Origin of the sequence: Microvirga sp. 2TAF3 (genome assembly GCF_052114965.1) — a bacterium.
GTDB lineage: Bacteria > Pseudomonadota > Alphaproteobacteria > Rhizobiales > Beijerinckiaceae > Microvirga.
The window spans coordinates 119492-132581 of sequence record NZ_JBFRFT010000009.1 but is presented as its reverse complement, the minus strand read 5'-3'; the positions used below and the strand labels follow the sequence as shown (position 1 = coordinate 132581).

16 protein-coding genes are annotated in these 13090 nt (G+C 63.0%); 9 read left to right on the top strand and 7 right to left on the bottom strand.

The window, feature by feature from the left end:
• Window positions 1-33: 33 nt before the first annotated feature.
• Complete coding sequence (locus AB4Y97_RS11420) at window positions 34-1368, top strand: sensor histidine kinase (protein WP_441999168.1); 1335 nt, start codon at window positions 34-36, stop codon at window positions 1366-1368.
• Between the two features lie 11 nt (window positions 1369-1379).
• The gene (gene arsC, locus AB4Y97_RS11415) at window positions 1380-1808 is read left to right on the top strand and encodes an arsenate reductase (glutaredoxin) (RefSeq protein ID WP_441999167.1); all 429 of its coding nucleotides are present in this window, start codon (window positions 1380-1382) and stop codon (window positions 1806-1808) included.
• A gap of 27 nt (window positions 1809-1835) precedes the next feature.
• On the opposite strand, the gene AB4Y97_RS11410 is transcribed toward arsC, so the two are convergent.
• Complete coding sequence (locus AB4Y97_RS11410) at window positions 1836-3074, bottom strand: MFS transporter (RefSeq protein WP_441999166.1); 1239 nt, start codon at window positions 3072-3074, stop codon at window positions 1836-1838.
• Between AB4Y97_RS11410 and AB4Y97_RS11405 the strand changes: the two genes are divergently transcribed.
• The 3 genes from AB4Y97_RS11405 to AB4Y97_RS11395 all read left to right on the top strand — a co-directional run bounded on the left by AB4Y97_RS11405 (window position 3073) and on the right by AB4Y97_RS11395 (window position 4368).
• The gene (locus AB4Y97_RS11405) at window positions 3073-3327 is read left to right on the top strand and encodes a hypothetical protein (protein ID WP_441999165.1); all 255 of its coding nucleotides are present in this window, start codon (window positions 3073-3075) and stop codon (window positions 3325-3327) included. The genes AB4Y97_RS11410 and AB4Y97_RS11405 overlap by 2 nt on opposite strands.
• 104 nt (window positions 3328-3431) lie before the next feature.
• Window positions 3432-4016: a PAS domain-containing protein gene (locus tag AB4Y97_RS11400; protein ID WP_441999164.1), complete on the top strand. Its 585-nt coding sequence runs from the start codon at window positions 3432-3434 to the stop codon at window positions 4014-4016.
• Window positions 4017-4089: 73 nt separating this feature from the next.
• Complete coding sequence (locus tag AB4Y97_RS11395; RefSeq protein ID WP_441999163.1) at window positions 4090-4368, top strand: DUF6894 family protein; 279 nt, start codon at window positions 4090-4092, stop codon at window positions 4366-4368.
• 35 nt (window positions 4369-4403) lie between these two features.
• On the opposite strand, the gene AB4Y97_RS11390 is transcribed toward AB4Y97_RS11395, so the two are convergent.
• Genes AB4Y97_RS11390 through AB4Y97_RS11380 form a run of 3 tightly spaced genes read right to left on the bottom strand, consistent with a single transcriptional unit; the run spans window position 4404 to window position 6090 of the window.
• A complete protein-coding gene (locus tag AB4Y97_RS11390) occupies window positions 4404-5207 on the bottom strand; it encodes a sulfite exporter TauE/SafE family protein (protein ID WP_441999162.1) in 804 nt (267 codons plus the stop codon).
• A 14-nt stretch (window positions 5208-5221) separates the two neighbouring features.
• The gene (locus AB4Y97_RS11385; protein ID WP_441999161.1) at window positions 5222-5746 is read right to left on the bottom strand and encodes a rhodanese family protein; all 525 of its coding nucleotides are present in this window, start codon (window positions 5744-5746) and stop codon (window positions 5222-5224) included.
• Between the two features lie 20 nt (window positions 5747-5766).
• Window positions 5767-6090, bottom strand: coding sequence for an ArsR/SmtB family transcription factor (locus AB4Y97_RS11380; RefSeq protein ID WP_441999160.1), 324 nt, complete (start codon window positions 6088-6090; stop codon window positions 5767-5769).
• Between the two features lie 85 nt (window positions 6091-6175).
• Here AB4Y97_RS11380 and AB4Y97_RS11375 point away from each other — a divergent pair, with 85 nt between their 5' ends.
• A complete protein-coding gene (locus AB4Y97_RS11375; protein ID WP_441999159.1) occupies window positions 6176-7048 on the top strand; it encodes an MBL fold metallo-hydrolase in 873 nt (290 codons plus the stop codon).
• Window positions 7049-7121: 73 nt separating this feature from the next.
• On the opposite strand, the gene lepA is transcribed toward AB4Y97_RS11375, so the two are convergent.
• A complete protein-coding gene (gene lepA / locus AB4Y97_RS11370) occupies window positions 7122-8927 on the bottom strand; it encodes a translation elongation factor 4 (RefSeq protein ID WP_441999158.1) in 1806 nt (601 codons plus the stop codon).
• Window positions 8928-9300: 373 nt separating this feature from the next.
• Here lepA and AB4Y97_RS11365 point away from each other — a divergent pair, with 373 nt between their 5' ends.
• Entirely contained in the window at window positions 9301-9837 is a 537-nt protein-coding gene (locus AB4Y97_RS11365; protein WP_441999157.1) for a Dps family protein, read from the top strand.
• A gap of 13 nt (window positions 9838-9850) precedes the next feature.
• Here AB4Y97_RS11365 and hrcA read toward each other — a convergent pair whose 3' ends face one another.
• Window positions 9851-10942 carry a heat-inducible transcriptional repressor HrcA gene (gene hrcA / locus AB4Y97_RS11360; RefSeq protein WP_441999156.1) on the bottom strand — a complete coding sequence of 364 codons (1092 nt, stop codon included), beginning with the start codon at window positions 10940-10942 and terminating at the stop codon, window positions 9851-9853.
• Window positions 10943-11124: 182 nt separating this feature from the next.
• Here hrcA and rph point away from each other — a divergent pair, with 182 nt between their 5' ends.
• Both rph and AB4Y97_RS11350 read left to right on the top strand, forming a co-directional pair.
• Entirely contained in the window at window positions 11125-11838 is a 714-nt protein-coding gene (rph, locus tag AB4Y97_RS11355; RefSeq protein WP_441999155.1) for a ribonuclease PH, read from the top strand.
• Window positions 11839-11840: 2 nt separating this feature from the next.
• Window positions 11841-12485: a non-canonical purine NTP pyrophosphatase gene (locus AB4Y97_RS11350; RefSeq protein ID WP_441999154.1), complete on the top strand. Its 645-nt coding sequence runs from the start codon at window positions 11841-11843 to the stop codon at window positions 12483-12485.
• A gap of 63 nt (window positions 12486-12548) precedes the next feature.
• Here the strand turns inward: AB4Y97_RS11350 and AB4Y97_RS11345 are convergent, their stop codons facing one another.
• Window positions 12549-13076 carry a DUF2852 domain-containing protein gene (locus tag AB4Y97_RS11345; protein ID WP_441999153.1) on the bottom strand — a complete coding sequence of 176 codons (528 nt, stop codon included), beginning with the start codon at window positions 13074-13076 and terminating at the stop codon, window positions 12549-12551.
• Between the last annotated feature and the right edge of the window lie 14 nt (window positions 13077-13090).

The following is a 13090-nucleotide window of genomic DNA, read 5'->3' as shown; positions in this document are numbered from 1 at the left end:
GACTATAGCGCTCCTCGTACCCAAGTCGGTTTTGTGTTCAATCGTTATACAAAACTCGTTCCAGCCAACTCGCCGGTCGCCATTGCGATCGCATTAGGCTGTGTCGCTGCGGCGATTGCAGCACGCATGGTTTTGGAGCCGCTGGTAGGGTCGTCGGTTCCGTTCATTACCTTGTTCCCGGTAATTCTGGTGGCAACGGTCATCGGCGGGATCGTGCCCGGCCTCATTGCCACCATCGTGGGCCTGATTGCGACCTGGTATGTCGTTATCGGAACTCCGTTCGAATTCGAGTTGCTCTCCATCGGCGAGATCACAGAATTCGCGCTCTTCCTCGTCAGCGCGATCCTGATGGTTCTCGTCGCTTCGGCCATGCGCGGCGCGCTCGAGCGGCTGGAAACGGCGCAGGAGCGGCTGTATGCGGCTCTCCAGGCATCCCACACGGGAACGTGGCGATGGGATATTCAGCGGGACTTGATCGAGTGGGACCCGGCCATGCTCAGCGTCTTCGGTCTCGACGCGGCTCAAGTGCCCCGGAACCTGACCGACGTTCTCAATCTCGTGCACCCTGACGACCGGGACTATGTGAGCCGGGTGACCGACATGGCCATCAAGAACCGGGCGACCGCGGAACACGAATTCCGCACCATTCTGCCGGATGGGACCGAGCACTGGATCTACGACCGCAGTCGCATCTTCTCCGATCCGGAAGGGCGCCCCGCCTACATGATCGGAGCATCCCTCGACATCACGGACCGCAAGCATGCCGAGGAGCGCCAGCTGCTTCTGCTCCATGAATTGAATCATCGGGTCAAGAATACTCTGGCCACCGTCCAGTCCCTGGCGCAGCAGACATTGCGGAGAAGCGTGAATCCGGGAGCATTCCAGACCAATTTCATTGCACGCCTCATGGCACTTTCCGCGACGCACGATATCCTCACCCGGAAGCTCTGGGAGGGCGCTTCCATCGACGAGATTCTTGGCGCCGAGTTGCAGCCCTATGGGGGAATCGATCAAAATCGGATCCGTGCCGCGGGCGAGGCTGTGCAGCTCAAGCCGCAACAGGCCTTGAGCCTCGGCATGGTGTTCCACGAACTGGCGACGAACGCCGCGAAATATGGCTCCCTCTCCACCCCTCGGGGGAGCGTCAGGGTTTCGTGGACCGTGACGCAGCCGGAACCCGGAGAGAACCGTCTGACGATTCGATGGCTGGAGCAGGGAGGGCCGGTCGTGCGGAAACCCGAGCATCGCGGCTTCGGCACGAGGCTCATCGAGCGGAGCATTGCCCATGAACTCGGAGGACAGGTGCAGATGGATTTCGTACCTTCAGGCCTGGACTGCCTGCTCCAGATTCCCTTGACCAACCCTTAGGATAATTCGACATGGACGTGATCATCTACCACAATCCCGATTGCGGCACCTCGCGCAACGCCCTCGGGCTGATCCGCAATGCCGGGGTCGAGCCGCATATCATCGAGTATCTCAAAACGCCTCCGACGCGACTTCTCCTCCGTCAGCTCATCCACCGCATGGGTGTGAGCGTGCGTGACGTGGTGCGCGAGAAGGGGACGCCGTTCCAGGAACTCGGCCTCGGCGATCCCGCAATCACCGACGATCAGATGCTCGATGCCATGATGGCGCATCCGATTCTGATCAATCGCCCGATCGTAGTGACGCCTCTGGGCGTGAAGCTGTGCCGCCCGTCCGAGACCGTGCTCGACATCCTGCCGGCGCCTCAACTGGGCGAGTTCCGCAAGGAGGATGGCGAAATCGTCATCGATGCCGCCGGACGTCGCGCGGCGACGGCGTGATTGCGCCCCCGTCGCCGCATACTCCCATCAGGAATTCGTCACCAGCTCCGTTCCCACCGGTACAGTGGGTTCGGGTACGAAGGCCTCCTTCTGCTCTTCGGGCGGCGCGGCGCGCTGCCTGATGCGGTAGACGCCCCACGCCGCCATCAGGATCTGCGCGAGGATGATGGCATAGGCCAGTCCGAGAGGGCCAAAGGCCGACATGGCCATGCCCGACAAAATGGGCCCTGCGGAAGAGCCTGCTCCCAATAGGATCAACAGGCCGCCCGACGCCGCCACGAACTCGCCCGATTCGACCATGTCGTTCACATGCGCCGTGACGATGCTGTAGGTGGGAATGACGCTGCCTCCGAAAACCGCGACGCATGCATAGAGAACCCAAGGCGGCGGATTCTCCGGCACGAAAGTGATGAGCCCGAGCAGGATCGCTGCCGCCATTCCGGCCGCGCCGATGATGACGAGACGGCGGTCGACACGGTCGGAGATCCAGCCCAGCGGCCACGTCATGGCGAAACCGCCCAGTGTACCGCAGGCCATGAAGATGGCGATGCCGCTCGTATCCAGGCCCGCCTGTTGCGCGAGGAGAGGGCCGAGCGCGAAGAACGAGGCGGTCGTCACGCCGCATAGAAACGCAGCTACGACTCCGAAGGGCGATTGCCGATTGAGACGCGGCAGGCTGATCTTCGTCTCGCCCGTTGCGTGAATCGGTGCCGTTGCGCGGGAGAGAGCGATGGGAACCAGGGCCAGCGAGATGATCATGGAAACGATGCAGAACAACCGGAAGCCGGAGGGATCGCCTGCCGGCAGAAGAAGCTGTCCGCCGATGCCCGCGATCAGCCCGGTCATGCCGTAAAGGCTCAGGATCTGCCCTCGCGTCTGCGTCGTGGCTGCTGCGTTGAGCCAGCTTTCGACTACTATGAACAGACCGGCGAAGCAGAAACCGGTGAGCGCGCGCGCGGCGATCCAGACCACCGGGTGGATCACAAGGAGATGCAAAAGCGTCGCTGACGCGGCGATGGCCGCGAGCGCCGCGAAAGTGCGAGTATGTCCGACGCGCCCGATCACCGTTCCTGCCCACAGGGAGCCGAGCACGATTCCGGTCCAGAATGCCGCGCCGACCGCGCCGATCTGCGTCGGCGTGAACGCCTCTAAACTGCCGCGCACGCTGAGCAATGTGCCCTGCAGCGTATTGCCCATTTGCATGAGTCCGTAGCCGAGCAGAAGCGCGAACAAGGTCGGCAGGATTGCACGCAGGGTCAAAGGCATGAACGATCCTCAGGAGAAACTGCGGCTCGCAGTTGTGGTTCTGGACTTCAATGGCCAGATCGCGGACGGTCCCGTTGTCGCCGCCGCGATCCTGCCGGTTGAGCTTTCGACCGATGATCGTTCAAGCCCTTCTCCGTGGTTGAACTCGCGCTCGGGCAGACGGTTCCGCTTCAGTGCAGCGCAACGGTTCGAGGAAATACGGATACGGCGATGGAGAATAAGGATGAGGGCAGGCGGTTTCGCACTGTCATGATCTCGCCATAGTCAAGTTTGGTAATCGTCGAATCCAACAACACGACTTTGTCTATTGACGTCACGAATGCGCGCCAACCGGCTGGAAACCGGAGGGAATGGCTGATGATGTACGCAGACATCGACAGGGACCTTGTTTCGCAGGCCGAAGATATTCGCCGCCACGTTCGCAAGTTGCTGCTCAATCTCGTGGTGAGCGAGAAAAGGAAAGCGTCCGAACGGGGAAAGTCTGCTCCGGTGGCGCTCAGGGCTGAGAAAATACCGGTTTCCAACCCGATGCCGGCGGCGTCGCTCTTTCCGGAGATCCTTGAGGCGCTTCCGGCCGCCGTCTATGTCACGGACGCTGTGGGTTTCATCACATACTACAACGAAGCCGCCGTGGCTCTTTGGGGGAGGCGTCCCGTCCTGGGACAGGACCGCTGGTGCGGATCCTGGCGCATCTACCGGCCGGACGGCACGGCGCTTCCGCACGAGGATTGTCCGATGGCCATCGCATTACGCGAGAACAAGGAGGTGCGAAACGTCGATGCGATCGCGGAGAGACCGGACGGCACATGGGTTCATTTCATGCCCTTCGCCACCCCTTTGCGCGATGCTTCCGATACTCTTATCGGTGCCGTGAACGTCCTGATCGATATCGGGGCGTTGCAAGTGGCTGCGCCGACTCCGACCGTGCCTCGGAGCACGTGATGCAAAACCTCCCATTCCCAATCCCTGTACTTGTTGCCGCCGATGCGGCTCGCTTGTTCAGTTGAGGTTCTGTATGCGCTGTTATTTCAATCTATCGAATGGAGACCGCTTCTTTCAGGATGAACACGGTATTGAAATCTCCAATCTCGATGACGCTCATGGCGAAGCCCTGCAGGCGATCCGCGAGGTCTCTCAGCAAAGAGATGCCGAGAAACTCGATTGGAACGGGTGGGATCTCAGCGTGGTCGATGCACAAGGCAACCTGCTTCTGTCGGTCTCTCTGGAAGACGTGATTGCGGAAGATCTCGCTGCCAATATGCTCTTGCCCAACGGTTTCAGCGCCCTGCAGTGACCTTTGTGGATTGCGGCGGTCGCAATCCTCAAAGCTCATGCCGCAACGGTGAGCGCGATGATGCCCCGCATCGTGACATAGACGCCGACTACGATGACGAGCGCGGCAAAGAGCATGCTCAAGGCCCGCTTGCGCTTGCTCAGCTTCTGTCCGAGCGCGATGCCACCGAAACCGCCGACAAGACCGCCACCGATGAACAGGCTGGCGATCGTCCAGTCGATGAGGCCGGAGGCGGAGTAGCTCGCGGCAGTCGCCGCGCCGAACGCGGTCACTGCAACCAGCGAGCTACCGATGGCGAAGGTCAGCGGCATGCCTGTTGCCAGCATCAATCCGGGCACGACCAGAAAACCGCCGCCGATGCCGAAAAAACCGGAGAGCAGGCCGACGGCGAAGCCCGTTCCGAGCAGGGGAGGGAGCAGGGCGCCGGCATTCTCCTTCGACAGGCGCAAGGATGGATCGCCGTCCGCTCGTCGGCGGCGCAGCATCGCCAGACCGACAACGATCATCAATACGCCGAACAGGGCAAGCAGGCGCTGGCCGTCGATGGCCTTGGCAAGGCTCGCTCCGCCCAGCGCGCCGAGAACGCCCGCGCTCGCAAAGACAAGCGCGCAGCGCCATTTCACATGTCCGGCGCGCCAATGGGCCATGAGATTGCCGAAGGCGCTCACCGAGACTGCGAGCGCGCTTGTGCCGATGGCGACATGCGGAGATGCGATACCGACCGCATAGACAAGAAGGGGAACCGCAAGGATCGAGCCGCCTCCGCCCACAAGACCGAGCACGAGCCCGACAAGCGTGCCGGATCCGAGGGCGGCGCCGTTCATCAGCAGAAGTGACATGCCATGTCCTCGCGTTAAGCGCTCGCAGCTGTCCTGCGGTTCCAGGGGGCCAGAGACAGAATGCGCGCCATGCCGCAGGTGCCGGTGACGCCCGCGAAAACCAGGCCCGCGCCCACGAAGCCGGACAGGGCGTAGAAACCCGGGTGAACGAAGGTGCCGAGCAATGCGCCGAGAACCACGAGCGAGCCCGCCGCGATCTGCACCTGTCGCATCATTTCGAGGGGTTGATGCTTGTCCTGGAGGATCGGAAGCCCCGCCTTCTTCCAGGCATCGATTCCACCTTCGAGAATGTAGGCCTCGCATGCGGCCGCGGCGGCAAGGCGATCCGCGTTGATCTTCGTCCGATTCCCTGAGCGGCAATGGAAGATCACCGGGCCTGCGGGTGCCGGGAGAGCGTCTGGCAGTTGCGACAACGCATGATGGCGCGCACCGGGAATGCGCTCGCGGGCATGTTCGTCGGTTTCGCGGATATCGACGAGAATGGCGCCCCGGTCGAGCAGCGCCTTGGCCTTTTCAGGCGAAATGGAAGCAAGGGACATGGTGGACTCCTTTTGAAGCATCAGGCGTGCTGTCGGCGGCAATAGAGACGGTGAAGCTCGGCCATGAGCTGTTCGATCCGGGGATCGGCGATGCGATACCAGAGGGTCTGGCTCTCGCGCCGGAAGGTCACGATGCCTTCGTCCCGCATCTTGGCGAGGTGCTGCGACAGAGCCGACTGGCTCAATCCCGACGCCTCGACGAGCGTCCCCGCCGTCGCTTCGCCGCTTTCCGCCAGCTGGCACAGGATCATCAGGCGCCGCTCGTTGCCGAGCGCACGCAGGATGTTCGCAACCTCCAAGGCGTTGGCCTGAAAATCCGCGATGTCGAGCTGGGGAAGTGGCATGGCGCAATCCATTTAATTAGATGTTGCTAAATTAGTTATTGCTAATATAAATGTCAAGCACGATCCCAAGAAAGGAGCTGTCGCCATGACCTCCCAGGCGAAACCCATCATCCGGGCCTTCTTCGACGAGCCCACCAACACCGTCAGCTATCTTGTCGCCGATCCGGCAACGAGAAAGGCTGCGATCATCGATCCGGTGCTCGACTATGATCACCGTTCCGGCAAAGCTTCGATGAAATCGGCGGAAGCTATTTTGGCGGCGGCGCGCGAGGCGGGCTACGCCATCGAATGGGTGCTGGAAACCCACGCCCATGCCGACCATCTTTCCGCCGCGCCCTACGTCAAGCTGAAGACCGGCGCCAAGGTCGGCATCGGCGAACATATCCGCGACGTGCAGAAGATCTTCCGCCCCGTTTTCAACGCCACCGACGTATCCGGCGACGGCACGGAGTTCGATCGCCTCTTCAAGGATGGCGAGCGCTTTCGCATCGGCGAATGGGACGTGGAGGTGATGCATGTTCCGGGCCATACGCCCGCGGACATCGCCTACCGGATCGCGGATTCCGTCTTCGTTGGCGACACCCTGTTCATGCCCGATTACGGCACGGCGCGGGCGGATTTTCCGGGCGGCGACGCCCGCAGCCTCTACCGCTCGATCCAGAAGCTGCTCGCCCTGCCGCCGGAGACCCGGCTCTTCATGTGCCACGATTACAAGGCGCCCGGGCGCAGCGATTATGCCTGGGAGAGTACGGTCGCGGAGGAGCGCGCCAACGTGCATCTGAAGGACGGCGTGTCGGAGGATGATTTTGTCGCCATGCGCGAAGCACGGGATGCGACGCTGCCGGCGCCCTTGCTGCTTCTCCCTTCGATCCAGGTCAATATCCGCGCGGGGCACTTGCCGCCGCCGGATGCAAACGGGGTCCGCTATCTCAGGATCCCGGTGAAGCTCGTTGCGTGAGCGGGCCTATAAAGAAAAGGCGCGCCGGGTTTAAATCCGGCGCACCTTTTCGTGTTTCAAGACTGAGTGTGCCTCAGCTATCCATCTTCAGCGCGGCGATGAAGGCTTCCTGCGGGATGTCCACCTTGCCGAACTGACGCATCCGCTTTTTGCCTTCCTTCTGCTTGTCGAGCAGCTTGCGCTTGCGGGAAGCGTCGCCGCCGTAGCACTTGGCGGTCACGTCCTTGCGCAGCGCGCGGATGGTTTCGCGAGCGATGATCTTGCCGCCGATGGCTGCCTGGACCGGAATCTGGAACATGTGCGGCGGGATCAGCTCTTTCAGCTTCTCGCACATGGCGCGGCCGCGGCTCTCGGCGCGGGTGCGGTGCACGAGCATGGAAAGCGCGTCGACCGGCTCGGCATTGACCAGCACCGACATCTTCACCAGGTCGCCTTCGCGGTAGTCGGAGATGTGGTAGTCGAATGAGGCGTAGCCCTTCGAGATCGACTTCAGCCGGTCGTAGAAATCGAACACCACTTCGTTCAGCGGCAGGTCGTAGACCACCATGGCGCGCTTGCCGACATAGTTGAGATCGATCTGGACGCCACGCCGGTCCTGGCAGAGTTTGAGCACGGAGCCGAGATACTCGTCCGGCGTCAGGATCGTGGCGCGGATCCACGGTTCGTCGATGGACTCGATCTTCATCACGTCCGGCATATCGGCAGGGTTGTGAAGCTCCTTGATCGTGCCGTCGGTCATCTTGAGATGATAGACCACGCTCGGCGCGGTGGAGATGAGATCGAGGTTGAACTCGCGCTCCAGGCGCTCCTGGATGATTTCCAGGTGCAGCAATCCTAAGAAACCGCAGCGGAAGCCGAAGCCGAGCGCGGCGGAGGTTTCCATTTCGTAGGAGAAGCTGGCGTCGTTCAGGCGCAAGCGGCCCATGGCGGCGCGCAGGTTCTCGAACTCGGCGGCGTCCACGGGGAAGAGACCGCAGAACACCACTGGCTGCACGGGCTTGAAGCCGGGCAGGGCCTGGGCTGTGGGCTTACGGTCCTCGGTGATGGTGTCGCCGACGCGGGTATCGGCCACTTCCTTGATCGAGGCGGTGAAGAAGCCGACCTCGCCGGGGCCGAGCTGCGCCATCTCGCGCATCTTGGGTGCGAAGACACCGACGCGGTCGAGGCTGTAGGCGGCATCGGTGCCCATCATCTTGATGGTCATGCCCTTCTTCATCACGCCGTCGACGATGCGCACCAGCACGACGACGCCGAGATAGGCGTCGTACCAGCTATCGACGAGAAGCGCCTTCAGCGGAGCCGCCTCGTCGCCCTTGGGTGGCGGCAGCTTCTTGACGATGGCCTCCAGCACGCCCTCGATGTTGATGCCGGTCTTTGCCGAGATCGGCACGGCGTCCGAGGCATCGATGCCGATGACCTCCTCGATCTGTTCCTTGATCCGGTCCGGGTCGGCGGCCGGCAGGTCGATCTTGTTGAGGACGGGCACGATCTCGTGGTTGGCGTCGATGGCCTGATAGACGTTGGCGAGCGTCTGCGCTTCCACGCCCTGCGAAGCGTCCACGACCAGCAGCGAGCCCTCGCAGGCGGCGAGCGAGCGGGAGACCTCGTAGGCGAAGTCCACGTGGCCGGGCGTGTCCATCAGGTTGAGGATATAGGTCTTGCCGTCCTCAGCCTTGTATTCCAGGCGCACGGTCTGCGCCTTGATGGTGATGCCGCGCTCGCGCTCGATGTCCATATTGTCGAGCACCTGCTCCGTCATCTCACGGGCGGTCAGCGCCCCCGTGGTCTGGATCAGACGGTCGGCAAGGGTCGACTTCCCGTGGTCGATATGGGCCACGATGGAGAAGTTCCGGATGTTATCGAAGGTGCGTGCGGTCATCTAATCTTGCAAATAAGACAATGTCTGTTGGCAGGGCCTTAGCAGCCTAGCCCCCTAAAGCCAAGGGAAGGGGATGTCGCGCGGCGGCCTCAACCTTTGCTTAATAGCAATATTCAGGCTGGATTGCCGAAAGACCGTCCTGGCTTCCCATGGCTCCGGGCCCAATCGCTCATGTAGGCAGCCTGACGCGGCGCTTAAACCCGGTGGGTCCGATTTCGTAAAATCCGTGGATTCCCATGCGGCGGCGGGCCCGCGAAAGGTCGTCTCCTGGCAACGCTTTTGCCTGTCGAGCGTTGTTTTTACACGTTTCCAGGCGGAAGTCGCGCTCGGCCTCCTGGATCAATCATCTTTTCCCATACAAGGAGACGCCGTCATGGCCAAGATTCGCGCCCTGCCGCAGCGCAAGGCAGTCAGGCCCCTCGATACCCCGACCGATCTGAAGCCCGAGGGCGTTGCGGCGATTTCGAAAGCGCTCAACGCGCTCCTGGCCGATACCTTTGCCCTCTATATCAAGACCAAGAATTTCCACTGGCACGTCAGCGGGCCGCATTTCCGCGATTATCACCTGTTGCTGGACGAGCAGTCCGAACAGATCTTCGCCACGACGGATGACATCGCCGAGCGCGTGCGCAAGATCGGCGGCACCACCCTGCGCTCCATCGGCCAGATCGCCGCCCTACAACGGGTTCAGGACAACGAGGCGGAATTCGTGCCTCCCTCCGAGATGCTGCGCGAACTGATGACCGACAACAAGGATTTCGCGGCCAACCTGCGCGACGCGCATGAGCTCTGTGACAAGCATGGGGATGTCGCGACGGCGAGCCTGATCGAGAACTGGATCGACGAGACCGAGCGGCGCACCTGGTTCCTGTTCGAGGCGAGCCGCGGAGCCGACCGGACTGGCCATTGAGGCTCTCCCGACGCTACCGCCCCTGTTCGAGGATGCGCGAGATCACGCGGGCCGTGTAATCGACCATCGGCACGATGCGGGCATAATTGAGCCGCGTCGGGCCGATGACGCCGAGCACGCCGACGATCTTCTGGCTTGCATCGCGGAAGGGGGCGGCGATCAGCGAGGAGCCGGATAGGGAGAACAGCTTGTTCTCCGACCCGATGAAGATGCGCACGCCCTCGCCGCCTTCGGCGCGGGTAAGGAGGTCGATCACGTCGGTCTGCGTTTCGAGGTCGGAAAACAGCAGGCGGATACGTTCCAGGTCCTCGGCGGCTTTCAGATCCTCCAGCAGATTGGCCTGGCCGCGCACGATGAGCTGGCGCGAATCCGCCGAGCCGACTGTGGTGGCGAGCCCCGCCTCGACCAGTTTTGCGGTCAGTGCATCGAGCTGGCGCTCCATGTCGCTGCGGCGCTCGGCGACTTGCTGCTTCAGGTCGGCGAGGGTCTTGCCCCGGATTCGGGCGTTGAGGAAGTTGCCGGCCTCGATCAGGGCCCCCGCCGGCAGTCCGGCAGGCAGGTCGAGCAGGCGATTCTCCACCGATCCGTCCTCTCCGACGAGAACCACGAGGGCGCGGGCCGGATCGAGGCGCACGAATTCGATATGCTTGAGGCGGGCATTGGATTTCGTCGTGACGACGACCCCGGCCCCGCGCGATACGCCCGACAGCAGCGTCGAGGCCTCGGCAAGCGCCGTCTCCATGGTATGGCCTGAGGCGGCTGCCCTCATCTGGGCCTCGATCCGGGCGCGCTCCTCCGTGCTCACGTCGCCGATTTCCATCATCGCATCGACGAAGAAGCGCAAGCCCGTCTCCGTAGGCAGGCGCCCGGCGCTGGTATGGGGCGCGAAAATCAATCCCGCCGCCTCCAGATCCGCCATGACGTTGCGGATCGAGGCCGGGGAGAGGGCCATCGGCAGGATGCGCGAGAGATTGCGCGAGCCGACGGGTTCGCCGGTCATCAGATAGCTCTCGACGATCTGCCGGAAGATTTCCCGCGAACGGTCGTTCAGCTCCGCTATGGCGCGGGTTTCGTGAGGGGTCACAGACGAACTCGGCATATTCATCGAAGGTCTTTAAACCTCGATCTCATTCTTGCACCATCCTTATGTGACGAGGGCGGAGGCCGAACGCAAGCCTGCCCGGGTCCCTGCCACAAGAGGCGTGCACCGCTTTCGACTAAACCGTATCCTTGCCGTCACGCGTCCGGACCTTTAAGAGCACCGAAACTTCGAGGAGACGAACAGATATGCGCCCTTCCAACCGCGCCCCCGACGAACTACGCCCCGTCAGCCTGGAGCGCAGCGTCGCGCGCTATGCGGAGGGGTCCTGCCTCGTCTCCTTCGGCAATACCCGCGTGCTGTGCACGGCCTCTCTGGAGGAAAAGGGGCCGCCGTGGCTGCGTGGCTCGGGTAAGGGCTGGGTCACCGCGGAATACGCCATGCTGCCCCGCGCGACGCACGAGCGCACCCGTCGCGAAGTGAATTCCGGCAAGCCTTCGGGCCGTACCCAGGAAATCCAGCGTCTCATCGGCCGCTCGCTCCGCGCCGTGGTCAACCTGCCTGCCATCGGCGAGCGGCAGATCGTGGTGGATTGCGACGTGATCCAGGCCGATGGCGGCACCCGTACGGCTTCGATCACCGGCGCCTGGGTCGCCCTGCACGAATGCTTCAGCTGGATGCAGAGCCGCTCGATCATCTCGATCAATCCCCTGCGCGAGCCCGTCGCCGCCATTTCCTGCGGCATCTACCAGGGCAAGCCGGTGCTCGACCTCGACTACGCGGAGGATTCCGCGGCTGAGACGGACGCGAATTTCGTGATCACCGGCTCCGGCGGCATCGTCGAGGTTCAGGGCACGGCGGAGGGCAAGCCATTCTCCGAGGATGAGTTCCTCGACCTGCTGCGTCTGGCGAAGGCCGGCGTGGCGCAGCTCGTCGAGTTGCAGAAGAAGGCCGTGGCATAATCATGCCCCGCCCGTTGACCGGAAAAATCGTCATCGCCACCCACAATCAGGGCAAGCTGCGCGAGATGCAGGAGCTTTTCGCCCCCTTCGGGGTCGAGGCCGTGTCCGCGGGCGAGCTGGGGCTGCCGGTGCCGGACGAGACCGGGCACATGTTCGCCGAGAACGCGGCCATCAAGGCCCACGCGGCGGCAAAAGCCACCGGGCTTCCCGCCCTGTCCGACGATTCGGGTCTTTGCGTCGATGCGCTCGACGGTGCGCCGGGACTTTTCACCGCCGATTGGGCCGGGCCGAACAAGGATTTTCCCGCCGCCATGGGGCGGGTCGAACGTGAATTGCAGAAGCGGGGCGTGACGGCCGAGGGAAACCGGAAGGCGCATTTCGTCTCCGCTCTGGTCATCGCCTGGCCGGATGGGCACGAGGAATTGTTCGAGGGACGCGTGTTCGGCCAGGTGGTCTGGCCCCCGCGCGGCAACCAAGGCTTCGGCTACGATCCGATGTTCCAGCCTGAAGGCTTTTCCGAGACGTTCGGAGAGCTGTCCTCGGAGCGCAAGCACGGCATCGACTGGTCGGCCTCCGAGCCGCAGGCCCTGTCTCACAGGGCGCGCGCGTTCCTGAGGCTGGCGGCGGGCTGCCTGCGCAGGCCGTAATTACCGCAGGCCGTTGGAAAGTACGAAGCGCCCCGAAGGGCGCTCCGTTTCGGCAAGTGGCGATCAGCCGTTCGCCGGGCCGCCCCTGTCGGCGCGGCGCTTGGCCATGAAGGAGTCGAACTCCTCGCGGTCCTTGGCACGCTTCAGCTCCTCGACGAACTCGGTGAAGGCGCGGGCCTCCTCGTCGAGACGGCGGCGCTCCTCCTCGAGCCGCTGCAGCTCGCTGCGGCGGTATTCCTCGAAGGCGGCATTGCCGGTGCCGGTCCCAAAGCCATTGCCGAAGCCGCCGGCCGAACGGCGATACGCAAACAGATCATCGATCGGGCGGCCGAAATTTTCGCGAAGGAAGGCTCTCGCCTCGTCGTATTTTGGGTATCCCATGACTTTCCAGACCAGATAGGCGACCGCAAGCGGCCAGAACCAGATGAAGGCCAGCACGATTCCGGCGATCTCCAGCGCACGCCGGGGCGGGCGCCCGCAGCGGCGGTGGTTGGCGCCATTATTCCATGGGCCCGAAGAACCGGGACCAGAAGCTCCGGGGCCCGAATAGCCGGGGCCAGAATTCCAGGCGGTGGAGGCAGAATCAGACATCGCAGTTCCCGCAT